The 23478-nt window shown below is 42.4% G+C and carries 22 protein-coding genes; 6 read left to right on the top strand and 16 right to left on the bottom strand.

What is annotated here, in order from left to right; all coding sequences use genetic code 11:
* Positions 1-690 (top strand): 7-cyano-7-deazaguanine synthase QueC, encoded by a 690-nt coding sequence (gene queC, locus LNL84_RS07325; RefSeq protein ID WP_279610965.1) that lies wholly within the window; start codon positions 1-3, stop codon positions 688-690.
* A 51-nt stretch (positions 691-741) separates the two neighbouring features.
* On the opposite strand, the gene LNL84_RS07320 is transcribed toward queC, so the two are convergent.
* The 4 genes from LNL84_RS07320 to LNL84_RS07305 all read right to left on the bottom strand — a co-directional run bounded on the left by LNL84_RS07320 (position 742) and on the right by LNL84_RS07305 (position 4737).
* The gene (locus LNL84_RS07320) at positions 742-1095 is read right to left on the bottom strand and encodes a DUF2750 domain-containing protein (RefSeq protein ID WP_244356388.1); all 354 of its coding nucleotides are present in this window, start codon (positions 1093-1095) and stop codon (positions 742-744) included.
* A gap of 128 nt (positions 1096-1223) precedes the next feature.
* Positions 1224-1847, bottom strand: coding sequence for an OmpA family protein (locus LNL84_RS07315; protein ID WP_244356386.1), 624 nt, complete (start codon positions 1845-1847; stop codon positions 1224-1226).
* 4 nt (positions 1848-1851) lie between these two features.
* Positions 1852-3165, bottom strand: a complete 1314-nt coding sequence (locus tag LNL84_RS07310) for a TolC family outer membrane protein (protein ID WP_244356385.1) — start codon at positions 3163-3165, stop codon at positions 1852-1854.
* Positions 3166-3549: 384 nt separating this feature from the next.
* Complete coding sequence (locus LNL84_RS07305; protein ID WP_244356383.1) at positions 3550-4737, bottom strand: class I SAM-dependent methyltransferase; 1188 nt, start codon at positions 4735-4737, stop codon at positions 3550-3552.
* 199 nt (positions 4738-4936) lie between these two features.
* Here LNL84_RS07305 and yccX point away from each other — a divergent pair, with 199 nt between their 5' ends.
* Entirely contained in the window at positions 4937-5209 is a 273-nt protein-coding gene (gene yccX / locus LNL84_RS07300; RefSeq protein ID WP_244356382.1) for an acylphosphatase, read from the top strand.
* 22 nt (positions 5210-5231) lie between these two features.
* On the opposite strand, the gene LNL84_RS07295 is transcribed toward yccX, so the two are convergent.
* The 6 genes from LNL84_RS07295 to LNL84_RS07270 all read right to left on the bottom strand — a co-directional run bounded on the left by LNL84_RS07295 (position 5232) and on the right by LNL84_RS07270 (position 10744).
* Positions 5232-5561, bottom strand: a complete 330-nt coding sequence (locus LNL84_RS07295) for a TusE/DsrC/DsvC family sulfur relay protein (RefSeq protein WP_244356380.1) — start codon at positions 5559-5561, stop codon at positions 5232-5234.
* 125 nt (positions 5562-5686) lie between these two features.
* Positions 5687-6349, bottom strand: coding sequence for a Bax inhibitor-1/YccA family protein (locus LNL84_RS07290; protein ID WP_244356378.1), 663 nt, complete (start codon positions 6347-6349; stop codon positions 5687-5689).
* A gap of 224 nt (positions 6350-6573) precedes the next feature.
* On the bottom strand, positions 6574-7323 hold the full coding sequence (locus tag LNL84_RS07285) for an amino acid ABC transporter ATP-binding protein (RefSeq protein ID WP_244356375.1): 750 nt from the start codon (positions 7321-7323) through the stop codon (positions 6574-6576).
* 20 nt (positions 7324-7343) lie between these two features.
* Positions 7344-8441, bottom strand: a complete 1098-nt coding sequence (locus LNL84_RS07280) for an amino acid ABC transporter permease (RefSeq protein ID WP_244356372.1) — start codon at positions 8439-8441, stop codon at positions 7344-7346.
* A 1-nt stretch (position 8442) separates the two neighbouring features.
* A complete protein-coding gene (locus LNL84_RS07275) occupies positions 8443-9645 on the bottom strand; it encodes an amino acid ABC transporter permease (RefSeq protein WP_244356369.1) in 1203 nt (400 codons plus the stop codon).
* A gap of 70 nt (positions 9646-9715) precedes the next feature.
* Positions 9716-10744, bottom strand: coding sequence for an amino acid ABC transporter substrate-binding protein (locus LNL84_RS07270; protein WP_244356366.1), 1029 nt, complete (start codon positions 10742-10744; stop codon positions 9716-9718).
* A 457-nt stretch (positions 10745-11201) separates the two neighbouring features.
* Between LNL84_RS07270 and LNL84_RS07265 the strand changes: the two genes are divergently transcribed.
* Positions 11202-12140 carry a siroheme synthase gene (locus LNL84_RS07265; protein WP_244356363.1) on the top strand — a complete coding sequence of 313 codons (939 nt, stop codon included), beginning with the start codon at positions 11202-11204 and terminating at the stop codon, positions 12138-12140.
* Between the two features lie 47 nt (positions 12141-12187).
* On the opposite strand, the gene LNL84_RS07260 is transcribed toward LNL84_RS07265, so the two are convergent.
* Positions 12188-12670 carry a YajQ family cyclic di-GMP-binding protein gene (locus tag LNL84_RS07260; RefSeq protein ID WP_244356359.1) on the bottom strand — a complete coding sequence of 161 codons (483 nt, stop codon included), beginning with the start codon at positions 12668-12670 and terminating at the stop codon, positions 12188-12190.
* 12 nt (positions 12671-12682) lie between these two features.
* Positions 12683-13741, bottom strand: a complete 1059-nt coding sequence (locus LNL84_RS07255) for a 3-deoxy-7-phosphoheptulonate synthase (RefSeq protein WP_244356357.1) — start codon at positions 13739-13741, stop codon at positions 12683-12685.
* 154 nt (positions 13742-13895) lie between these two features.
* Between LNL84_RS07255 and LNL84_RS07250 the strand changes: the two genes are divergently transcribed.
* Positions 13896-14801, top strand: a complete 906-nt coding sequence (locus LNL84_RS07250) for a putative PEP-binding protein (RefSeq protein ID WP_244356353.1) — start codon at positions 13896-13898, stop codon at positions 14799-14801.
* A gap of 121 nt (positions 14802-14922) precedes the next feature.
* Positions 14923-15399, top strand: coding sequence for a DUF4442 domain-containing protein (locus tag LNL84_RS07245; RefSeq protein ID WP_244356351.1), 477 nt, complete (start codon positions 14923-14925; stop codon positions 15397-15399).
* Between the two features lie 9 nt (positions 15400-15408).
* On the opposite strand, the gene LNL84_RS07240 is transcribed toward LNL84_RS07245, so the two are convergent.
* Complete coding sequence (locus LNL84_RS07240) at positions 15409-16773, bottom strand: hypothetical protein (protein WP_244356349.1); 1365 nt, start codon at positions 16771-16773, stop codon at positions 15409-15411.
* 115 nt (positions 16774-16888) lie between these two features.
* On the opposite strand from LNL84_RS07240, the gene LNL84_RS07235 reads away from it, so the two are divergent.
* The gene (locus LNL84_RS07235; protein ID WP_244356632.1) at positions 16889-17731 is read left to right on the top strand and encodes a CvfB family protein; all 843 of its coding nucleotides are present in this window, start codon (positions 16889-16891) and stop codon (positions 17729-17731) included.
* A gap of 276 nt (positions 17732-18007) precedes the next feature.
* On the opposite strand, the gene rsmF is transcribed toward LNL84_RS07235, so the two are convergent.
* The 3 genes from rsmF to LNL84_RS07220 all read right to left on the bottom strand — a co-directional run bounded on the left by rsmF (position 18008) and on the right by LNL84_RS07220 (position 23464).
* Positions 18008-19435 carry a 16S rRNA (cytosine(1407)-C(5))-methyltransferase RsmF gene (gene rsmF, locus LNL84_RS07230; protein ID WP_244356347.1) on the bottom strand — a complete coding sequence of 476 codons (1428 nt, stop codon included), beginning with the start codon at positions 19433-19435 and terminating at the stop codon, positions 18008-18010.
* A 141-nt stretch (positions 19436-19576) separates the two neighbouring features.
* Positions 19577-22213 carry a PqiB family protein gene (locus LNL84_RS07225; protein ID WP_244356345.1) on the bottom strand — a complete coding sequence of 879 codons (2637 nt, stop codon included), beginning with the start codon at positions 22211-22213 and terminating at the stop codon, positions 19577-19579.
* Positions 22214-23464: a paraquat-inducible protein A gene (locus LNL84_RS07220; protein ID WP_244356343.1), complete on the bottom strand. Its 1251-nt coding sequence runs from the start codon at positions 23462-23464 to the stop codon at positions 22214-22216.
* Positions 23465-23478: the final 14 nt, after the last annotated feature.

Below are 23478 nucleotides of genomic sequence, written 5' to 3'. Positions count from 1 at the left end.
TTGAGGAAACGAGCAATGAAAAAAGCTGTAGTTGTATTTAGTGGTGGTCAGGACTCTACCACTTGCTTAGTCAAGGCTCTAAAAGAGTACGACGAAGTTCATGCCATCACATTCGATTATGGGCAAAGACATAAATTAGAAATCGAAGTTGCCAAGAGTCTTGCCAATAAATTGGGTGTGGTTGCACATAAAGTGCTCGATGTCGGTTTGCTGAATGAGTTGGCGATCAGTTCTTTAACTCGTGACGATATTGAAGTTTCTCATGAGCTGCAAGAAAACGGTTTGCCAAATTCTTTTGTGCCAGGTCGAAATATACTGTTCCTCACGCTTTCGGGTATCTATGCCTATCAAATTGGTGCAGATGCAGTTATTACAGGCGTATGCGAAACCGACTTTTCTGGGTATCCTGATTGTCGTGATGAGTTTGTTAAAGCGATGAATAGCGCTTTGGTCAAAGGTATGGATCGTAAGTTGTCTATTGAAACGCCATTAATGTGGTTAGACAAAGCGCAAACATGGGCTTTAGCTGATAAATATGCTGCGCTAGATCTTATCCAAGAAAGCACGCTGACATGTTATAACGGCGTGATTGGTGATGGTTGTGGCGATTGTCCTTCTTGTGAACTAAGAGCGAATGGGCTTGAACAATACCTTGCTAATAAAGACGGTGTGATGGCATCCATTGCGTAGTGTCTTAAACACGAACAGATACAAAAAAAAGAGGCGCAAAGCCTCTTTTTTCTATTTAAGGTAAAGTTTTGCGAGATTTACGGGCTCTAATTCTTTTCCTTCAAGTTGTGCGTTCCAGTTGGTTCCAACGAGCACACCATCTTCATCTAAAGTAAGCAACCAATCTTCTACAAAGATATCTAGAGGGATCTCGAGAACTTCAAAATCACCCCACTCTTCGACATTGTGAGCCTGTGCATCTTCCTTTGAAGACCAAAAAGGCATGACTTCGGTATTTTCGAACTCAGTAGAATCGCAAGAAAGCCAACCTTCCTCATTGCGAAGCCCCCAAACTAATTCAGAGTTCTTTGTCTCTTCGACAAATAACAATAAGTTTTGTTCGATATCCGATGTTAATTTGCTCATAGGTTTCTTCTCTTAGTGAAAAACGTTGCTAGATTAACATGAAACGAAGTGGCACTAAATAAATACTGCTCTATTGCGTACCAAAAAGAAAAAGGCAGCGTTATGCTGCCTTTGTTTAAAAAATAGAACTACTTGCCAATTTTTGTGAAAATAGTCCACTCTTTTTTTACTTCGCCTTTATAGCCAATGACGGTTGCTACCACCTTCCTGTTCATTGCGTGGCTAAACTCATCACTTCCTTTCTCGTCCAACACGGTGTCTCCAAAACCAACGATAGTGACACGGTTTTCTTCAACACCGTTTTTCAATAGTTCACTTCTTACAGCATTTGCGCGGTTCTCTGATAAGATCAAGTTCTTGTCAGCTTGTCCTACCTTACTAGCAAAGCCTTGCAACTCAATACTGGTTTCAGGAAACTCATCTAGAAAACTGGCCATATTAGATATCTGAGTTTTAAAAACAGGATTAATAAAGTAGGAGTTATTGGTGAAAAGAATACGTAGGCCAAGTGTTTGCGCGCTATCAATAAAGTACTCACACCCATCGTTATCGAGCTCTGAACCCTCAGGTGTGGTTGTGCAAAGATCTCTTGCGTTTATAACGCCGTCACTATCATCATCAAGCAAATCAGAAGGCTGCTCTTTTACTGGAGTGTCTATGTACGCATACTGGTCTTCTTCCTTAGTCGTGGCGCTAACCAAAAAGGATGCAACAGAAACGCTAAGTGCAGTTAGTAATAAGATATTTTTCATAATATTAATACTCCACCTTTTCATTCCACTCATCTGGTGTTTCTACCCTCAGTGCTTGCAATAAGTTACCCTGGGCGTTCATTACCCGATATTTGGCAAGTTGCTCGGCATATTTGGCATCCAGATAACCTTTACGCGCTTCAAACAGTTCATTTTCGGTATTGAGAACGTCAAGTAATGTCCGTTTACCTATCTTGTATTGCTTTTGATACGCGACAACGGTGTCTGAGGCTGAATCAACATGATCAGAGAGGAATTCTTTTTGCTGAAGAGTATACTCAAGACCTGTCCAGGATAGTTTTAGCCCTTCCTCTACGAGACGATAAGTTCTGTCTCTATAGTCTTTTGCTTTGTTGAGTTGATATGCAGCTGCGTCTGTACGGTCGGCATCAGAGCCACCGTTGTATAAGTTATAGCGCATTTTGAGCATAGCTCGAGTTTCGTTATCTGTACCTTTGTAACCAGCAGCGTCGTCACGCCACATATGACCTGCATCAATGTAGAAAGTCGGGTAGTTAACACCCTTGGTCTGGTCATATTGGAAGCGAGCGGAATCAACATCTACTTGTGCGACTTTAAGAACAGGATGGCTTTCGACAGCAATGTCGAGTGCATCATCGACCGTTGGCGCAATTGCAACTGCATCTGCCCTTGGGTACTTCAATCCTAATGGGGCTTGACCCACGATTCTCTTAAATTGAGTGTGGGTGTCAAACAGATTGTTTTGTGCGGCGAGAAGATTACCATGAGCTTTGGCGATACGAGCTTCAACCTGCGATAAATCTGCGGTTGAACCGATACCGGAATCTACGCGTTTTTTAATGTCACTGTAGATCTTCTTATGAACCGCTAGGTTGGCTTCTGAAAGCGCCAATAACTCGTAAGACTGGGTTGCTTCAAGGTAGATACGTGTCACCTCTAGTGCGATATCAGAAGCATCTGCGATAAGTTGGAAGCGCACTGATTCTGCTTCGGCAGCGGTTCTATCGATATCGTTCAGTGTTTCGTTACCATCCCATATCAATTGAGTCAAGGTAATGCCAGCTTCCTTTCGCGTTAAGCTACTGTTTCTTTCATTAAGTTCTCTATCGGAGTCAACTCGCTCATAACCAATACCAGCATCTAGATCCAGTTTAGGGCGATAGGCGCCAACCGCCGCGTCTGCGTCAAATCGTTTACTGACGTATTCGTTGTAGGCGGCTTTAATATCAGGGTTTGTTGCCAGTGTATTGGCGACAGCTTGCTCTAGTGTCTGGCTGCTAACAGGCAAACTGAGAGCGACTAACCCGGCAGCGACTGTTAAACGGAATTTGTTCAATGTGATTCTCCTTAATCCTTTAGCAAATGCCGCGGTTCAACCGACGAAACGCGTACTACGAATAGTTTTATGAATCGTAGAAGCCCCCAAGTATAAAAATATTGGGGGAGGGGTAATGAGCTTATACTTTCTATCTAAAATATAGTGATGGGCGCAATAATTTCAAATGAGAAATTTAATTAACTTTGCTCACTTCTGATCAGTACTTGTAAACGCGTATATTTTTTCGAGCATCATTGCTTAAGTATATTATTGAAAGTAATAGATAAATACAGGAGTGTAAACCAAAGAAATCACATTTGTCTCGAAAATAAGACAAATAATCTCTTACTAGTTACTTAATAAAGTAATTAGTAAGAGAGTCGTAGGGACTAGTAAAATAGTTTATAAAACTTTACAAGCGAAGCCTTTTAAATAAAAGCCTTCTGGGTACGCGGTATCGGTTGGGTGATCTGCGGCTTGTTCAAATCGTTCGACAAACTTAACGGAACGGCCAGAATCGAGTGCGGCATCTGCGATGATTTTTTGAAATAGGTTTTGATCCATTAGCCCAGAGCAGGAATAAGTCAACAAGGTTCCCCCCGGCTTAAGAATTTGCATCGCAAGCATGTTGATATCTTTATAGCCTCTGCAAGCACCATTAAGCTGTGCTTTTGATTCCGCAAATTTTGGTGGGTCCATTATGACTACATCGAATTTGGTTTTCTGATCGCGATATTCTCTCAATAGTTTAAAGACATCAGCGTTTAAGAAAACGGCTTTCTTTTTGTCGAACCCATTAAGTTCGGCGTTTTCTCTTGCTATATCTAAGGCTGGTTGAGAGACATCGGCGTTGATCACTCGTTTTGCACCGCCCTTCAGGGCGTAAAGACCAAACGCCCCAGTATAACTAAAGCAGTTTAGTACTTCTTTATTTTCAACGTACTTCATCGCTTGTTGACGGCTGTCTCTTTGGTCTAAATAAAAGCCTGTTTTATGTCCGTTAGTGATATCAACAGAAATTTTGACGCCATTTTCTTCGATTACGACGGGTTCTGTTGGTGCCTCACCATGCAGGACCCCCATACGTTCTTGTAAACCTTCTTTTTTTCGAATCGAGACATCAGAACGCTCATAAATATTTGCATCGGGAAAGCACTCTACTAGTGCAGACACTAAGGTGTCTTTTTGATACTCAGCACCGGCGCTTAATAACTGACAAACGAGGTAATTCTTGTAGCAATCAATGGTAACACCAGGTAAACCGTCTGACTCCGCTGCAATGAGACGATAACCTGTTAATCCATCTCGAGAAATAATCTCCTCTCTTAACATTTGCGCTTGTTTAATTCGTTTCGCAAAGAAGTTCTTGTCAATTTTTTGTTTGGTAAAGGACCAAACGCGGGCACGGATCTGAGAGTTTGGAGAGTAAGCGGCTTTTGCTAGCCATTCACCATTATGAGAAAACACATCGACGGTTTCGCCGAGCTGTGGTTGACCCTCAACCTTGCTAATACCACGCGAAAAAATCCAAGGGTGCTTGCGGCGAAGAGATTTGTCGCGACCTTTGACAAGGTGAATTGCTGGAGTCATGGGATGCCTTTGACGTTAAAGATTAGGAATAAAACGAGCCGTATTCTGTTTGAACTTCCAGATAAATGCAAATCTGAGTGATATTTGGTATCTGTTTAGTGTCAAGATAGCTAAAAGTGTATTTTGAAGAGGATTAAGCCAAGCACATTCATGTCTTGCATATATACTAAAAAGAACATGATTGAGAGAGGGGCTATTAATGACGAAAGTTTGTCAAAGAATGTGTATAAGGGGAATGGTTCAAGGGGTTGGTTTTCGCTATCACACATGTCACGAAGCATTAAAGCTTGGACTCACGGGGTATGCAATGAATCTTAATGACGGTTCTGTTGAAGTCATTGCATGCGGAGAATCGGCTCATATTTTGAAGTTATATGAGTGGCTGAAAACGGGGCCAAGAACGTCCCGTGTAGATACAGTAAGCTTTGAACACACTGATTTAAAAAACTACACGGGCTTCGTTATAAGATGACCCAAATTAGTTAATCGCCGTTTTATAGACACTTGGCAGGTTTAGGCAATCCTGCAAGTTTCGTAGCCTGTTTGGCTGGGCCTTGTTTAAACAGCTTAAATAGGTACTTACTGTTGCCTTTTTCTGGGCCGTGAGCTTTTTCCATTGCTTTTACAAGCATACGTACCGCTGGCGAAGTGTTGAACTCCTCATAGAATTCACGAACAAATAGTACAACTTCTAGGTGAGCTTTGGTCAGGTTGATCCCTTCGTCTTTTGCAAGCAAGGCAATCATTTCTTCGTCCCAATCTTTATGGTTCAACAGGTAGCCTTGAGCATCGGTTTCTATTTGCTTGCCTTTATATTCAAACATAATGGTTTCATTGCGTTGTTAATAACGAGGAAAGAGTAGCTTATAAAGCGCGTGGACTTCAACTGATAGATACGCAAAAAAATACCCGAGCAAATGCTCGGGTATTGGGAAAACGGGGTTAGCGTTTAGTCGTTGTTCATAATACCTAGAAGAGACAGCAGGCTGATAAACAAGTTGTAGATAGAGACATAAAGGCTAATGGTTGCTGAAATATAGTTTGTTTCGCCGCCACGAACAATTTGCTGGGTTGTTAGCAAAATAACACCAGTGGAAAACAGAACAAACATCCCACTCATTGCCATATGAAGCATCGGCATTTGGAGGAAGATGTTTGCAACCATACCAACTAGCAGAACAACGAAACCTGCCATTAGCATGCCACCTAAGAATGATAAATCACGCTTTGTGGTTAGGGCGTATGCAGAAGCGCCAATGAAGGCCAGTGCAGTACCACCGAGAGCCGTAACAACGACGTCACCCATACCAGCACCGAGGTACATGTTTAGGATAGGTCCTATGGTGTAACCCAAGAAACCTGTAAACAAGAACGTAAATACAAGACCCATATTGTTGTTACGGTTCTTCTCTGTTAAGAAAAGTAGGCCGTAAAAACCAACAAGCATAATGATTAAGCCTGGACGTGGTAGGTTCATTGCCATAGACACGCTCGCAACTAGTGCAGACCAAACTAGCGTCATAGAGAGCAGGGCATAAGTGTTACGTAGTACTTTGTTTGTTTGCAGAACACTCTCTTGAGATGCGCTGCGAGAAACCATAGGACCGTTCATAATCTTCCTCGTAGGTGATTCACATATTTTATATGTTTATTTATGGGGTTGTTTGAACCAAAAATCAAGTAGCTAATTATAACCCAATAAATAAAAGCATAATAAAAATAATACATTAAGTGTTAACCAAGTTGTAACACAATATTTCGCTGTTGCGATATTCATGCAGTCAGTCAAAAAAAAGGGTGACACAAATGCCACCCTCCCATTCACTAAATGAATTGTTAGTGATGCAGAATCTGACTTAAGAAGTTGATTGTACGGTCTGATTGAGGATTTTCAAAGAAATCAACTGGGTTGTTTTCCTCGATAATCTCACCAGCATCCATGAAGATCACGCGATCAGCCACTTCTTTTGCAAAGCCCATTTCGTGCGTTACACAAAGCATAGTCATACCTTCATCAGCCAGTTCGACCATAACATCGAGTACTTCCCTAACCATTTCAGGGTCGAGTGCTGAAGTCGGTTCGTCAAAAAGCATGACCTGAGGATTCATGCATAATGAACGAGCGATTGCAACACGCTGTTGTTGTCCACCGGATAATTGACCAGGGTATTTATCTGCTTGATCAGGGATTTTTACTCGCTCTAGATATTTCATCGCTAGAGCCTCTGCCTCTTCTTTAGGCATTTTCTTAACCCAGATAGGTGCAAGAGTGCAGTTTTCCAAAACAGTAAGGTGAGGAAACAGGTTGAAATGTTGGAAACACATACCAACTTCACGGCGAACCGCTTCAATGTTTTTCAAATCCTCAGTCAGTTCATTACCTGTAACGAAGATATGTCCTGCTTGATGCTCTTCTAAGCGGTTGATACAACGGATCATAGTGGATTTACCCGAACCAGAAGGTCCACAAATAACGATTTTCTCGCCTTTTTTAACATCTAAGTTGATGTTCTTAAGTACGTGGAATTCGCCGTACCATTTGTTCATGTCCTTTAGTTGGATCATGTAGTCTTCTTGCTGCGTCATAATACGTCCTCGATTTTTCCTTATCGTTTGTGACCTGTATGGAGCTTGTTTTCTAGCCAAATCGAATATCTCGACATGCCAAAACAGAACACCCAGAACACTAACGCGACAAATACATAACTTTCAGTTGCGAAACCTAACCATTCAGGGTCGGTATTTGCGGCCTGACCAATACCTAATACATCAAACATACCAATGATAAGAACTAGACTGGTATCTTTAAATAGGCCAATGAAAGTGTTAACGATTGATGGGATGGTGATTTTTAATGCCTGAGGCAATATGATTAATCCCATCTTTTTCCAATAGGTTAAACCTAGCGCATCGGCTGCTTCATATTGTCCTTTCGGGATAGCCTGTAAGCCACCACGAACAACCTCTGCCATATAAGCAGCACTAAACATAACCACACCAATCAAAGCACGTAATAATTTATCAGTCTCTGTTCCTTCAGAAAGGAAGAGAGGGAGCATTACTGATGCCATGAATAATACGGTGATAAGTGGTACGCCACGCCAAACTTCGATATACACAGTACAGATACTGCGGATAATTGGCATGTCAGAGCGACGCCCAAGCGCGAGCGCAACGCCAATAGGTAGTGAGACGATGATACCGACCAACGCGATGATTAGGGTAACTAACAGTCCGCCCCATTTGTGGGTATCAACAACTTCTAGACCAAAGATTCCACCGTAGAGCAGTGCTGTTACCAAAAACGGATAGACATTGACAAAGAACAGCCACAGCCATACGCGTTTTGGTGTTTTTTCGTACGCAAGCAAAGCAACTAAAATTGCAAGTGTTGCGTAGAATAAACGCGGGCGCCAAAGTTCACTTTCTGGGTAAAACCCGTACATGAACTGTTCCCAACGAACGCTGATAAATACCCAGCAAGCGCCTTCTCTACTGCAGGCTTCACGTGTTGTGCCAACCCAGTCGGCATCCAATATTGCCCAATTAAATACCGCAGAAAGTAAAGTAAACAGTAAGTAGCCAAGAATAACAGTCACTACAGAGTTAACTGGGCCGTTAAACAAGTTCGATCGTAGCCAACCGACTACGCCAACAGTATTGGCTGGTGGTGGCAAATCGGGTTGAAATTGATGTGTTTTCATATTATCTCTCCACCAATGCGACTTTACGGTTATACAAGTTCATCAATGCAGAAGTAAGCAAGCTGAGAGTGAGGTAAACACCCATAGTCATAGCAATAACTTCAATTGCTTGTCCTACCTGGTTGAGAGTGGTACCAGCAAATACCGACACAAGGTCTGGGTAACCAATGGCCATCGCGAGTGACGAGTTTTTGGTTAAATTAAGGTATTGGCTAGTCAATGGTGGAATGATGATCCTCATAGCTTGAGGGATCACGACTAACTTAAGTGTTTTTGAACGTGGCAAACCAAGTGACATCGCCGCTTCAGTTTGACCGTGGTTAACCGCATTAATACCTGAGCGTACTATCTCGGCGATAAAAGAAGCGGTATAGATACTCAATGCTAATGTCAGTGCCGCGAGTTCAGGAATAATGCTAATTCCGCCCTTAAAGTTGAAACCTTTAAGTACTGGATATTCGGCTGAAATTGGCATGCCCAATACTAGGTAAACAACCATAGGCAATACGACAATTAAGCCCAATCCTATGCGGAAAACTGGCGTTTGTTGTCCCGTCAAACGTTGTTTATTCTTCGCCCAGATGCTGATGACGATTGTGGCAATAATACCGAGTATTAGTGCGCCAACCACAAAGCTACCGCCCTCGTTCAGCACTGGGGCAGGGAAGAATAGTCCGCGAACATTGAGAAAGACGGCTTCACCGATGCTGATACTTTGCCTAGGTGAAGGTAATGCTTGCAATACTGCGAAGTACCAAAAGAAAATCTGGAGCAATAATGGAATATTACGAAAGATTTCAATATAAACGGCAGCGAATCGGCTGACAAGCCAGTTACTTGATAACCGGGCTATTCCCATGACAAAGCCGAGTACTGTAGCAAACACAATGCCTAGTACTGAGACTAAAGCGGTGTTTAAAAGCCCTACAATGAACGTTTTTCCGTAAGTGTGGGTCTCGTCGTACTCTACAAGAGACAATCCAATGCCAAAGCCTGCTTCTTGAGACAAGAAATCAAAGCCTGTAGCAATACCGCGCGAAGAAAGGTTGGTAAGTGCATTGTTAACGATTGTGTAGAAGAAAGCCAATAGCGCGAGAACGGCAATTAACTGAAAGACGACGGAACGGAAAGTAGGGTTGTATAAGATGTTAGTGCTTTTTGCAGGTTTAGCCTGCGCAGCGACTTGATTGTTATTAGGTTTCATACAGCTATAACCTCAAATCCATTTTGAAAAGGGCGGAATTAACCGCCCTTGTGGAGTTCTCAATAGACTATTAACGGATTGGTGGGGCGTACATAAAGCCGCCAGCGTTCCAAAGTGCGTTTACTCCGCGAGAGATTTGAAGAGGTGAACCAGTACCAACAGTACGTTCAAAGCTTTCACCGTAGTTACCAACTTGTTTGATTACCTGGTAACCCCAGTCGTCGCTGATTCCTAGAGCTTTACCTTTTGGTCCGTCAACACCCAAAATACGTTTAACGTTTGGATCTGACGATTTCAGCATTTCGTCAGCATTTGCTGAAGTCACACCGTACTCTTCTGCGTTGATCATTGCGTTTAGTGTCCACTTAGCAACGTTGAACCATTTGTCGTCGTCTTGACGAACTACTGGGCCAAGAGGCTCTTTAGAGATAATCTCTGGCAGTACGACTGCTGATTTTGGATCTTGAAGGTTTAGGCGAAGTGCATAAAGACCAGATTGGTCAGTAGTTAGCACATCACAACGACCAGAGTCGAAGCCTTTAGACGTTTGCGCTGCTGTATCAAATACAACTGGTTTGTAAGACATTCCCTCGTTGCGGAAGTAGTCTGCTAGGTTGAGCTCTGTAGTTGTACCAGACTGTACACAAACAGAAGCGCCATCAAGCTCTTTAGCACTTGTCACACCGATGTCTTTTTTAACCATAAAGCCTTGGCCGTCATAGTAGTTAACACCAACGAAGTTCAAACCCAGTGCAGTATCACGATGAAGCGTCCAAGTTGTGTTACGAGAAAGTACGTCGATTTCACCAGATTGAAGCGCAGTAAAACGCTCTTTAGCTGTTAGAGGTACGTATTTTACTTTAGATTTGTCCCCCAAAACGGCAGCAGCCAATGCTTGGCAATACTCAACATCAATGCCTTCCCATTCGCCCTTTGAGTTAGGGTTAGAGAAACCTGGAAGACCAGTACTTACACCACAAGTCAACGAGCCAGCTTTCATTACTTTGTCTAAAGTACTGTCAGCGGCAAACGCAGAGGTGCTCATTACAGCAGCAGAAGCTGCTACAATTGATGCAATAAGAGTGACTTTCTTTGTCATTATGTATCCTTCCTGTATATTCCGTGTTAATCAGGTCCTGCCTGATACAGTATGCTCATATTGTTGTGTTGCATCTTTAGTTCGATTTTCGATGAACCTTATTGGTGCATTTCTTAACAATCGATTAAAGCGTAGAGAATGAAACGAGAATTCTCAAATTATTAATTTAAATAGTGTTTTGAACTAACGCACACATTTAAACTTTAGTTAGAATGACTAAGTGAAGTGCTTTTGTAAATAGTGCAACCAAGCACCATTTTGATGTGTTAGTGACTATGGTGTTAATAAAAGGTTAATTTAGCTTATTGTGCTGTAAAATTTTTCACCAACAATTAGATCATCTTATAAGTGCTCTAATTTTAGTGGATAATTATTTTGTGACGAATGTCTCGGTGACAATTGCGCACCATTTTGGTGAGTTTGAATGAATAGTTATTTTGTATAGAAAAGGGATCTTATGCGTTACTTTCCTCTGTTTATGGATCTGCTTAATAAGGCAGTATTGGTGGTTGGCGGCGGCGAAGTCGCGTGTCGAAAAGTTGAAAGCCTTGTTCGTGCTGGGGCAAGTGTTACGGTAGTATCACCGCAGGTAGAACCTTATATTGCTGATTTGGTACAACAAGGAAAATGTGAATGGTTACAAAACTTCTATTCTTCTGAGTGCCTCACGTCAAAATATGTGCAAGTTTGGGCAACAACCAATAATCCTGACTTGAATCATCAAGTGCATAACGATGCAAAAAATATGGGTATTATGGTGAATGTTGTCGATGACACACCTTTTTGTGACTTTATAACCCCCTCGATGATTAACCGTGGGCGAATACAAATCGCAATATCCAGCGGTGGCGCGTCGCCAGTCTTGATTCGAGGAATACGTGAAAAAGTAGAGAGCTTATTGCCAATGAATTTGGCAATAATGGCGGATTTTGCATCGAGTAAACGCAATGACATCAAAAATACTTACAAAACCGTAGATGATAGGCGCAAATTCTGGGAATTGTTTTTCAGGCTCCCAACCGTTGTCGATAGCAAAAACAATCATGAACTCGAGAAAGCTTATCAAAAATTAAAAGAAAACAAACATGAGTTTGTTCACGGTTGTACCTGGGTTGAATTTGGAGATGATGTTGAACTGTTATCTCTAAAAGCACTGCGTCTGATGCAAGAGGCGGAAAGAGTTTTCTATCATAAAGATTGTCCATTCGAGTTTATTGACTTGGTGAGGCGAGACGCAGAACGTGAACTTTTCAAGGATATCGCTGATGTCTCTGACACCATTACAACGCTCAAGCAGGAAGGTGCTCGCGTTGTTGTTCTTATACCCCAGCACTTTGGAGAGCATCGACTGGTAGGCGCTTGTGACACTGCGGTGTGCCTTGCCAGTGAAAAGTAAAAAAGGGCCATTTGGCCCTTTTTTTCATCATGCTATTTTTATAGCGATTAGTCGCGGAAGTTGTTGAATTGAAAAGGTTGACCTAATTCATTTTCTTTGACTAGCGCGATGACTGCTTGAAGATCGTCGCGTTTTTTTCCGGTAACGCGTACCTTCTCGCCTTGAATAGATACTTGCGCTTTGATTTTCGCATCTTTTACGGCTTTCACAATTTTCTTCGCAACCGCGGTTTCTACACCTTGTTTGAAGAGAATGTTTTGGTGCCAAAGCTTACCGGTTTGCTCTGCAGTTTGTGAATCCATCGCATTTACGTCAACGCCACGCTTGGTTAAGTTGCCACGCAGGATATCTCGCATCTGTTTTAGTTGAAAATCACTTTCAGAGGAAAGCTTTACAGTTTCATCTTTGAGCGAGAACGACGCTTCGACGTTACGAAAATCGAATCGAGTAGAAAGCTCACGATTAGCATTGTCTACTGCATTTCGCAGCTCAACGGTATCGACTTCAGAAATAATATCAAAAGAGGGCATAGTGATTTCCTATTAATTTGTATTTCGTTGTTTGATAGCACCGGCAAGAATGTCTAGCATCTCGACGGTGTGCTCCCAGCTTAAGCAAGGGTCAGTAATGGATTGGCCATACGTTAGATTGTGAATATCATCCATACTTTGATTGCCTTCTATAATGAAGCTTTCCGCCATAATACCAGCGATACAATGGCTTCCTTCTTTTAATTGGTCAGCAATTTCTTGAGCGACATCGAGCTGCTTGCGATGCTGCTTTTGACAGTTAGCATGGCTGAAATCAACAACTAAACGCGGTGATAATCCAAATGAATCTAATTCATTACAAGCACTCGCAATCGACTGCCTGTCGAAGTTCGTACCAGTATCGCCGCCGCGCAAAATGATATGACCATAAGGGTTGCCACTGGTTCTATAAACAGTCATACGACCATTTTTGTCTGGTGAATAGAAGTAATGTGACGATTGAGCGGCTCTGATGGCATCGATCGCAATTTTTACACTGCCATTCGTACCATTTTTGAAACCTACAGGGCAAGATAAGGCAGAAGCCATTTCACGATGGATCTGAGATTCGGTAGTGCGCGCACCAATCGCTCCCCAAGTAATCAAGTCAGCGATGTACTGCCCAGTGATCATGTCGAGAAACTCTGTCGCCGTCGCCAAACCTAATTTATTGATATCTAGAAGAAGCTTACGAGCTTTATTGAGACCAGTCTCTAGTGCATAGGAGCCATCTAGGTTTGGGTCTGTCACTAAGCCTTTCCAGCCGATAACGGTTCTTGGCTTTTCAAAGTAAGTTCTCATCACAATAAACAGTTCACTTTGATATTCGTGCTGAATAGCGCTGAGTCTTTTTGCGTAATCAAGAGCAGCATCAGTATCATGTACTGAACATGGGCCAACGATTACGAGCAAACGGTTATCTTGACCGCTGAGTATGTTTTCTATTTGACGTCGAGAGTCCGCAATTCTTTCTGCAACATCGTCGGTAATCGGGTGAGCTGAACTCAATTCTGACGGAGTAGGCATCGGTCCTAACGCCTGAGTTCTTAGTTCGTCGGTTTTTAATGGCATACAACAGCCTGCTAATCTATTTCGAAGCGCTAAAGATAACGGAAATAGAACGAGGAATAAACCCAGAATAACTATTTAAATCAATAGAGGCTTGTATTCCTTACAGTGTCTAGGTATTTTCAACACAATAGATTCAAAATGTATTGGAGTAGTAATGAGTTACGATAAGGGATCCGACAGCGCAGGCGTTGAAGAAAAAAGTGGCCAATTGGTCATGGGAGATGTTCTACCTAGCTACAGTAATGAACACAATGGTGAGCATTTGTTTGTTTCTCTCTCGGAACTCATCATGGAAAACGTCTTCTATCACCCATCTCTTGAAAGTGTGCGTGAAGAGTTGGATACAATTGAGGCGAGCTCTATTGATGCTATTCTAGGAGAAAGCTCTGTTACCGAGCATTTTGTTGCAACTCTTGTCACCGTTATTCAGCAAAGTATTCAATCTAATCACAAAGCGATTCGCATTATGCTCAACAGTGCCGACAGCTATGCGATGAAAGCACTACTTGGCGGTAAAGTTGAAGCGAGCGAAATTAACCCATTGATGGGCCTACGTGGTGTATCACGTTTTGCAAGCGAAACTCATGCTCAAGCATTTGCGTTAGAGTGTTCAGTGATAAAATCGTTACGTGAACTTGGCTATAACGTAGAGATTGTCGTTCCTTTTGTGCGAGCTCTCAGTGATGCGGCTAAAATCATCGATAAATTAGCAGAGCACGGACTGCCTAGAGGGTTAAATGGACTGAAAGTACTCTATTCATGCGATGTACCTTCATCTGTGCTGCTCTCAGAACGTTTATTACAGTACTTTGATGGTCTTGCCATTAATGTTGATAATCTGGCGCAATTTACCCTTGGCGTCGATAGACTCAACGAAAGCTTAGAGCACTTATATGACCCTCAAAATGAATCTGTACTATCACTACTCGATGCGGCTATCAGTGCAGCGAACCATGCAAAAAAACCAGTAATTCTTTTATGCGCTAGCCTAAAGGACTATCCACTACTAGAAACACACCTATTAGACAAAGGCACGCTAGAAGTTGTAGTTACAGCGTAACCATGTCGGCAGTATTAAGTGCTTCAACAAGCACTTAATACTCATTTCTTTAACATTTTTTTGACATCCCGCAATGCGTCAGGTTAACTGGTCTAATGAGTTTTATCCTGAGGTTTTGAAAATGTTGTCCCCGATTCAGAAAGCAAATATCTATCTGCGCTTGTTTGGTTTTTTTAAGGTTCCGTTAATTTGGTTGTGTAGCCCTAAGATACGAGTTTTGAACCAAGAACAAGTGGTCATTTCTATGCCGCTAAAACGGCGAACAAAAAATCACCTCAACAGTATGTATTTCGGCGCGCTGTCTGTTGGCGCAGATGTTGCTGGCGGTTTCATGGCTATGAGTAAGGCTCAGCAGCGCGGTGAGAAAGTGTCGTTGGCCTTTAAAGAAGTGGAAGGACGCTTCTTTAAACGTCCTGAGGGCGAGGTGCATTTTGTTTGTAATGATGGCAAACTGATCGACAAAATGCTTGACGAAACACTTTCTACAGGCGAGCGTGTGAACAAACCAGTATCGATAATCGCTTTATGTCCTAGCCTAAATGGTGATGAGCCAATGGCAGAATTTACATTGACTCTGTCACTTAAAAAAATGGCGTAATTTAAGCTTCTATTGAAATGGGGAATCTACTGATATTTGTTCAATATCAACAATCTTTGAACGATTGAGAATGATCTTCCAGCGGTAAAATATCGGTGCGCCCTCGTGATTGTCTTCTTTGACAATAAGGTTGAGGAGATGCCTTTTTTCAAGTGATTCTTTGGTGACTTGTCCGTCTTTTAATTGATACACGCGGTTGCTACTTTTATCCATCAGGCGGGTTAGGGCTCTAAAGTTAATATTGAGTGTTTCACGAGTTTGCTCATAGCCACTAGCGAACAACGAAGTCGTCATTTGAGTTCGGCCATGATAATGAAGAATTTTTTCTTCACGTTGCACGACACGTTTTTTACGAATCGTTTTAACGGCATCTGGCAGCGTTTCAAAGGTTGTGTAATCTAACCATTCTATTTTTCGTCCGACTTCTTTTTTGGTGGTGGGATCTATATAACGACGTCGCCATTTGGGCTTTCCGCGTTGGATCCACCGCCATAAAATGTCTTTTAGGTCGTCTTTGAAAACTTCTCTTAGCGCATAGATCACGGACAGAACCATAATAAATGATGCTGTAATTTCTCCTAGGTAGTCACGTGCTAAGATAACACCACTGGTCACAAATAACATGACTAGACCTGTTGCAGCTCCTTTAATGACACGCTTTGTGTTGCTTCCAAGAGAAGTGGTTTTTTCTTGAAGGACAATAGGGTGTTCTATGAGTCGGCGGAGCAAACGCATTTTATTACTCATTCGCGTGGCGTCTTTACGTACTTTTTCTGAGTTGTAATTGTTGAGTTTTCTGTGAGCTTGTTCTTTCTCAGCTATCGTAATGAGGCGTTCTTTAAGCGTCGTATACTGTTTGTTTCTCGGAAGGTGAGCAACTAATGATAAAAACTGCTGTCCAGTATACCAAGATAAGTAGTTATCTATATTGGCATAGTAGCGCTTGAGATTTTCTTCATATGGTATGGCTCGTCTTAGCCTCTTCAATATATCGAGTGCAAGCTCAATAACTTCATCGACTTCATCAGAAGTGACATCTTCTTTGCCGCTTTGTTTCAAGCTTGAAACGGCATTATCTAATGCAGTGACGTATTGATAAGCGAATAGGCTTAGACTGACTCTGTATTGGGTATTAGACAGTCGCCCACGTTTTGCAAGGCGTGAGTGAACAAGCGGTAGGAATATCTTGTCACTAAAATACACCCTCTTTTGCGTAAGAGAGCTATAGTAAAAGTCATTTTCTGGTAGAATAGTGGGCTCTAAGCCAAGCTCTCCTGGGATAAACAGGTATAGTTCAAGATCCAGTTTTTTTGTCTTAGCCATCGCGTGAGCGACTTTCAATGTGATGGCATCTTGTTTATCGACAGTGATCAAACAATTACTCCGTTGAGTTAATTTTCTTTAAAAGAGAATGTGTTGCAACTCGGTATCGCAAGGATATCAGAGATCCCTTATAATCACCTCAACTATTCATGTAGAGATAATGACAATGATAAATATCGGTCAATTTAACCAGTTAACAGTCCTAAAAGAAGCAGACTTCGGTTGGTTTTTAGACGGAGAAGATTTTGGCTCTGTTCTACTATCCAAAAAGGATGCTCCGGACAATGTATTGGTGGGAGAGAAGACGAGTGCTTTCCTCTATTTTGACTCTGATAATCAAGTAGCGGCCACCACCGTAAAACCAATAGCACAGGTCGGTGAATGGGGCCTTATGAAGGTCGAAGGCGTGAACAGTGTCGGTGCATTCGTAAATTGGGGAATCAAAGAGAAAGATCTACTGATACCTTTTAGTGAGCAAAGAGGGCGTTTGAGTGAAGGTCAAACCGTCTTGGTTTACGTTTATACCGATAAGGCGTCTGGAAGAATTGTTGGTACGACCAAATTCAATAAGTGGTTAGATAATACACCAGCAAACTACACTCGTAATCAGCAAGTTGAATTACTCATCGCTGAACGCAGTGACTTGGGTTATAAGGCCATCATAAATGGTGAGCATTGGGGCATGATTTTTAGCTCTGATGTTTTCGGCAAGCTCTTTGTTGGTAAAACGTTAAAAGGTTACATTAAACAAGTTCGAAGCGACGGTAAAATTGACTTGTCTCTTCAAAAGCTTGGCGTGCAAAAAATGGATGATCTCAGCGAGAAGATCCTTTCGTTGTTAGAGAAAAAAGGAGGGTTCTTGCCAGTTAACGATAAGTCTACCCCGGATGCCATTTTTGCATTATTTAAGACTAGCAAAGGAACATTTAAGAAAACAATTGGTGGATTATATAAGCAAGGTAAGATAATCATTGAGAGTGACGGTATTCGGTTGACCGATTCTGAGTAACCGCTATCCCTGATTTATAAACGAAAAAGAGGCCCAAAACTGATCCTGATTTGGGCCTAGGGGAATGGCTCATAATGAGCCTACGCTAATCAATTACACGTTGATTGCCTGCTGCGAGTAAAAGGGACAACCATTGTGTAAGCTTTCTATTTAGGAGACTACTGATAGTTAGTAAATGTCTGCTAGTAAATCTTTCAACTCTTCAAGTGTAGTACACTATGCTCAAAACGCTAGATGTGACGGGCTTTTCAGAGAATGTAACTTTAGTTAACTGTTCTAGAATAGGTTTTTATCTCGCACAAGTTCACGCGGCAAGCCATTTTTAACCCGATTCCCCACCCACTTACCAAGGCCTATTACGGTATCGTTGTAGCATACAATGATTTCACCTTTACCAGACTCACTTTCAGGTCGAATATCGCGGCCCATAAACCACTCTCTGGCGTCTTCTAACGATACATGAATACAACGACATTCATTGGGCTGTGCTAAGGCCGTAGCAACTTGATGTTGCCAGCGATACCCATTTTTATGTGTTTCCGCAATTTTAATGCCCATGCGAGAGAAGCGTAATTCTCCGAGCATTGGCTCAAGTTCCTGAGGGAATAGCCAAACATCTTTATCTCTTGTCCAGACAGAGCTTTGTGGTGGGAGGTCGATATTCAACGCGCTCTTGAGTGCATTGGTAAGCTCTTGCACCTTCTTGTTACTCAGCTTTTCAAATGGAAATTTGCCCATTCGTTTTTTAACAACTGGTGGTTGAGTTTTACCAAGCTTTTTGATTTTAGCTACAAAGAATCCCTCGCTATCAAAGACCTGAGGGAAAACATGCAAGAATCCTTCGCTTGTCAGGGCGTCTGATGCACCTTCAAAGAGATTATCAAGCGACTCAAAAGTCACACTGTCACCGAAAGTATTCTTAAGGTGCTGGCAAACTTGCTGGTTTTCTTCTTCACTCAAAGTGCAAGTTGAGTAAACGAGTGTTCCTCCGACTTTAAGTGCATGAAAGGCACTTTCGATCAGATCTTTTTGAGTCTCGGCTATCGAGTGAATTGAACTAATACTCCAGTTTTTTAGGGCATCTGCGTCTTTACGCACCGTTCCTTCTCCAGAACAAGGCGCATCTAACAAAATGGCATCGAATCGTTCAGGTAACCAACCTCCGAATACACGAGCATCAAAATTACTCAAAGCGGCATTTCTAACGCCACATCGCTCAATATTGGCATGTAATACTTTTACTCGGCTTGCGGCGTATTCGTTGGCCACAAGCACACCCTGATTGTTCATCAGCGCCGCGATCTGTGTTGTCTTAGAGCCAGGTGCTGCTGCCATGTCGAGAACACTTTCAAATTCAGAGTGTTGTTCGTGAGAAAATAAGGCGCTAGGGGGGATCATAGAACTGGCTTCTTGGATATAAAACAGTCCAGCCATGTGTTCATAGGTATTTCCAAGAGGAACGTTAGATTCATCGGCACTGATCCAAAAGCCCTCTGTACACCAAGGCACGGGCTGAAGTTCCCATTCTTTCTGTTTAGCGAGCTCAACAAAATCGGCAACTGAAATTTTAAGCGTGTTTACTCGAACACTTTTCCTCAATGGCTTTTGACAGGCGTTGACAAAGTCATCCATTGATAGATGTTTGGGCAATATCTGTGCCATCTGCTCGAGAAATTCATCAGGGAGATAAACATGAGAGTGCAATTTGAAGCCTTTTTGATAGAGGTGTCTTTATGGCGGTAATTATACTTAGTTTTTACCGGGATGTATCGTCACGACATTAAAGAAATAACGCTAAAAACGGAGGTATAAAAAAAGCCTACACAATAGTAGGCTATTTCGTTGCTAAGGAGCAGGAATGGCGGTTCGCCACTGCAGCCAACTTGGGTCGGCTTGAGGATGCAAATAAAACGTTTGTCCTTTGGCTGCCACAGGAAGTAGCTCTTTTTGTTCTGGCGTCGCAAACGTAATTCCGCCACGCAAGATGCTATCTACAGTGCCTGTTTTAATATTGGCGCCAGAGAGACCTATTTGAACATCCATACCAGATGCGTTCCAAAACACACTGTTAGAGCGAATTAAGTAAGCGTATTGCGGTTTAATGATAATGGTCGAAATAACACGATCTGCAAATGGCCCTAACTCGACCTCCGTTACTCGGCCAACTTCAATATCCCTAAATAAAACGGGAGTACCAGCCTTCAATGAACCTCGCTTCTCACTTTGTAAAGTGAATTCAACGCCATTTTCTAACTTGGGTTGGTTGTAGAGGTTAAATGATTTGGCTAGTGACCCTTTACCGGGTAGTACCGCGATATAGGGCGTCATTATAGCGTTTAAGTTTTTAACACCATTGAGTCCAATTTCCGGTGAGACTAACCAAAAATACGAACCCTTAGCAGCTATGCGTGATACATATTCAGGTAATACCCTGGCCGTCACCTCTACAAACTGCCTATCGAAGTTAGGAACTGTAAGCGTAACTTCGCCAATTTTAATGCCTTGGTATTTTATCGTCATTCCTTCGACGACTTCCTGTGCAGAAGATGTGGTTTTTAAGGTAATGACTTGACCAAACTTACGAGCTTGATTGTAGTTATCGTATAGCTTCCACTTTTTGCCGATTTTGTTATCGATCCCAGGCAATGAGTCAAAAGCGATGCCGCCATCAATGAGAGTCTTTAATGGTGCAGCAGTCACATTGATCCCAGATAACGAAGCTTCCACTTCAATACCAGAACGGTTCCAAAAAACCGTTTGATTGGTAATTAGATGTTTAAATTCGTTGTCTACCGTTGCGGTGATGTTGACCCCGCCATCGACTAAGCGGTAATGGTCTATGCTGCCAACTTGCATGTTTCGATACAAAAGAGGGCTACCCGCCTGAATAGGGGGGAGCTCATTAGCAAATAGAGTGATTGACTGAGCTCCGCTACGATTATATTTTGCCAATTCAGCAAGCGACTGACTTTTATATAGAGGAAATTCTGTTTGCGTCGTTTTCCGACCTTCTTTAACAAAGCTGATAGAGCCTGTTAAAAGCTGTTTTGCTGGCGGAACGTTTACGCTCAGCCCAGATTTGGTTAGTTCGGCGGTGGCGCTTCCTGTGAGGTAGAATCGATTCTGAGAGCGTATGAGATCTTTGTACTCCGTATTAATTGAAATATCGAAAGCGACACTATCATTATTAAGCTCAACTGAGGTAACACTTCCCACAGCAATTCCTCGATAGAGTATTTGAGCACCTGCTTCAAGTCCGTACGAGTTGTCTGCTGTTAAACGAAGTGAGATAGACTTGGCTTGAACTCTATCCAGTTCGTCTTTTTTTACAGCGACAAACTCGCGAGTGCGTTCACCGTGGCCAGGGATCAGCGTTAGAAAATTGCCCGTCACGAGGTTGGATAAGTTCTCTACTCCGGATAATGAAACCTTCGCTTCTTCGAGTAAAAACAGGGTACCTTGATTAAGCATATCGCTAAATGCGGGCTCGACAGAGGCAGACGCGACAATGGAATCTTTCGTTTCGTTCAGAGTCATATTGGTGATTTGTCCCACCTCGAGCCCACGAAACATTATTGGAGCACCTTTTGCGTTGACTTTACTGTTATCAGGCAAAGTAATTGCAATAGGGATACCTCGACCTGCAGTCTTGAGATCTTTGTAAAGTTTGAATTGCGCGTCTTTATCGACTGGCTCACCACCATCAGGTGAATCAACAGCAATTGAACCTGATAAAATAGCACCAAGACTTTCTAAGCGTATATCAACGCCCTGAAATCCTACATTGGCACCAATACCACTCACGTTCCAGAATCGACTCTTGTTGGTAATGATGTGACTAAAAGAGTCTTGAATGGATGCCTTGATGATGACTTGTTCAGCGCTGTCATCAAGTTTATAGCTATAGACTTCACCAATAGGGATCTTCTTATATACGATTTTAGAACCAACCGAGATCCCCCCTAAATCGTTAGAGTGTAGTGTGACTGTTAACCCCTTTTTTGCTACTAGGTCTGAAGGAACACTGTCGAGTGCCGTGAACTTCGTTTTAGAAGTGTCAGATTCAGAAGCAGGGTGAATGGAAATGTAGTTTCCTGAAACTAAGGCATCAAGGCCGGTGACTCCAGACAAAGAGGCGGATGGTTTAACTAGCCAAAAACGTGTGTCTTCACCTAGCAATTTGGTGGCCTCAGGGTAGATATCAGCGTCTACATAAATGCTCGATAAACTTTTAGATAAGTTAATGTCACGCACCATACCGACTTCTAAGCCCTGATATCGAATAGTGGTACGACCCGCGACCAGACCTTGAGCATCAGAGAAATAGATCTGGACTCTTTGACCAGCATCATGAATGGCTTTGGTTAGAAGCCAACTCGCTAGTATCAAGGTCAGTATCGGCAAAATCCACAGAGGTGACATTTTTAAATCTCTTTTTACCTCAGGATTGTAAGACGATTGTTGAGGGTTCTCTTTACTCATTCAAGACTCTTTCTTTAGTGATGGTTGCTTGGATTTTGGTTGGCTATCCCATAGAAGGCGGGGATCAATGCTTTCTGCGGCTAACATCGTAAGAATAACAACAATGCCAAAGGCTACGGCTCCAAAACCGGGTGTGAAATTCAATATTTGCCCCCTATCAACAAGGGTAAGCATGATGGAAATAACAAATAGGTCTAACATGGACCATTTACCAATCCACTTTATTGCTCGGTAAATCATCATGTCGAAACGATGGTTGTTAACCTTCTTAAACTGAATAATCAACAGTAAGTATATCAAACCTATTACTTTTGCTACAGGAACGACAATACTTGCAACGAAAATGATAACGGCGATCCCATACATCTCACTATTGATTAGAGATGCGACACCCGAAAAGATGGTATCTTCCAAACGTTGCCCATTGGTAAGTAGAATCGATATTGGAATCAGGTTGGCGGGTATGATAGCCACGCAGGCTGCGATAACCAGCGCCCAGGTTTTTTGCACAGAAAATGGCTTTCTGTGGTAAAGGGCATGATGACAACGCAAACAGCGGCTTGATTCTGGCTGTGACAAGTGACAGTTTCGACAGTGGACATCTTTGATCTTAAGATTTAGGTCGTGTTCTATTTGCCATTCTTCCCAATAACGCCGGATACTAATGCGGCTAAGCAGCATGACTGACAATACTTGCAGCAATATCAAGCTGTATAGTGCATTGCCGATATATATGTCTGAGTAGTCTTGTAACTTGAAACAAGAAACAGCGATGCTTACTAGGAACACGTCGAGCATAACCCAGTGTCTCATTGGCCCTAGAATATTGAGAGCGTACCTTAGCGGATGATACCAACGATAACGCAATGACAAGTGTACGATGACAATAGCGCTACACATGACAAAAGGCGTAATCATGGCGCAATAAAAGGTCAAAAAGGCGAGGCCAGGGAATCCTTCGTTATATAATGCTGTTACTCCATCTACTAACGTGCCGGGGATCATCACCCCGACTAAACGAATGCTGATAAAATCAAAATAAAGCGAAGGGAAAAATAAAAGTAACCCTGTCACTGCAATCGCTAAGTTTCCACTAATGGAGTAACTTTCACTACGATATAACTGTGTATTACAACGAGGACAATACGCACTGTGTCCTCGTTTGATCGCTTGAATTTCGACGGGTAACTCACAGCTTTGACAGAGTCTAATGTTTTTAATGCTTGATGGGTGACTTGGATGTGAACTCATTTTGTCGCTTCCCC

Source organism: Vibrio gelatinilyticus (assembly GCF_022836845.1).
Taxonomy (GTDB): Bacteria; Pseudomonadota; Gammaproteobacteria; order Enterobacterales; family Vibrionaceae; genus Vibrio; species Vibrio gelatinilyticus.
The sequence above is the reverse complement of the archived record's forward strand: the minus strand, read 5'-3'. Positions and strand labels throughout refer to the sequence as shown.

What these genes read in the sequence shown, in the direction of transcription:
- yccX (WP_244356382.1), top strand. Translation starts at nt 4,937, where the DNA reads ATGACGAAAGTTTGTCAAAGAATGTGTATAAGGGGAATGGTTCAAGGG.
- LNL84_RS07220 (WP_244356343.1), bottom strand. Translation starts at nt 23,464, where the DNA reads ATGAGTTCACATCCAAGTCACCCATCAAGCATTAAAAACATTAGACTC.
- LNL84_RS07255 (WP_244356357.1), bottom strand. Translation starts at nt 13,741, where the DNA reads ATGCCATTAAAAACCGACGAACTAAGAACTCAGGCGTTAGGACCGATG.
- LNL84_RS07225 (WP_244356345.1), bottom strand. Translation starts at nt 22,213, where the DNA reads ATGAGTAAAGAGAACCCTCAACAATCGTCTTACAATCCTGAGGTAAAA.
- LNL84_RS07260 (WP_244356359.1), bottom strand. Translation starts at nt 12,670, where the DNA reads ATGCCCTCTTTTGATATTATTTCTGAAGTCGATACCGTTGAGCTGCGA.
- LNL84_RS07305 (WP_244356383.1), bottom strand. Translation starts at nt 4,737, where the DNA reads ATGACTCCAGCAATTCACCTTGTCAAAGGTCGCGACAAATCTCTTCGC.
- LNL84_RS07245 (WP_244356351.1), top strand. Translation starts at nt 14,923, where the DNA reads ATGTTGTCCCCGATTCAGAAAGCAAATATCTATCTGCGCTTGTTTGGT.
- LNL84_RS07270 (WP_244356366.1), bottom strand. Translation starts at nt 10,744, where the DNA reads ATGACAAAGAAAGTCACTCTTATTGCATCAATTGTAGCAGCTTCTGCT.
- LNL84_RS07250 (WP_244356353.1), top strand. Translation starts at nt 13,896, where the DNA reads ATGAGTTACGATAAGGGATCCGACAGCGCAGGCGTTGAAGAAAAAAGT.
- LNL84_RS07285 (WP_244356375.1), bottom strand. Translation starts at nt 7,323, where the DNA reads ATGACGCAGCAAGAAGACTACATGATCCAACTAAAGGACATGAACAAA.
- LNL84_RS07275 (WP_244356369.1), bottom strand. Translation starts at nt 9,645, where the DNA reads ATGAAACCTAATAACAATCAAGTCGCTGCGCAGGCTAAACCTGCAAAA.
- LNL84_RS07235 (WP_244356632.1), top strand. Translation starts at nt 16,889, where the DNA reads ATGATAAATATCGGTCAATTTAACCAGTTAACAGTCCTAAAAGAAGCA.
- LNL84_RS07320 (WP_244356388.1), bottom strand. Translation starts at nt 1,095, where the DNA reads ATGAGCAAATTAACATCGGATATCGAACAAAACTTATTGTTATTTGTC.
- LNL84_RS07295 (WP_244356380.1), bottom strand. Translation starts at nt 5,561, where the DNA reads ATGTTTGAATATAAAGGCAAGCAAATAGAAACCGATGCTCAAGGCTAC.
- LNL84_RS07280 (WP_244356372.1), bottom strand. Translation starts at nt 8,441, where the DNA reads ATGAAAACACATCAATTTCAACCCGATTTGCCACCACCAGCCAATACT.
- LNL84_RS07290 (WP_244356378.1), bottom strand. Translation starts at nt 6,349, where the DNA reads ATGAACGGTCCTATGGTTTCTCGCAGCGCATCTCAAGAGAGTGTTCTG.
- LNL84_RS07265 (WP_244356363.1), top strand. Translation starts at nt 11,202, where the DNA reads ATGCGTTACTTTCCTCTGTTTATGGATCTGCTTAATAAGGCAGTATTG.
- LNL84_RS07315 (WP_244356386.1), bottom strand. Translation starts at nt 1,847, where the DNA reads ATGAAAAATATCTTATTACTAACTGCACTTAGCGTTTCTGTTGCATCC.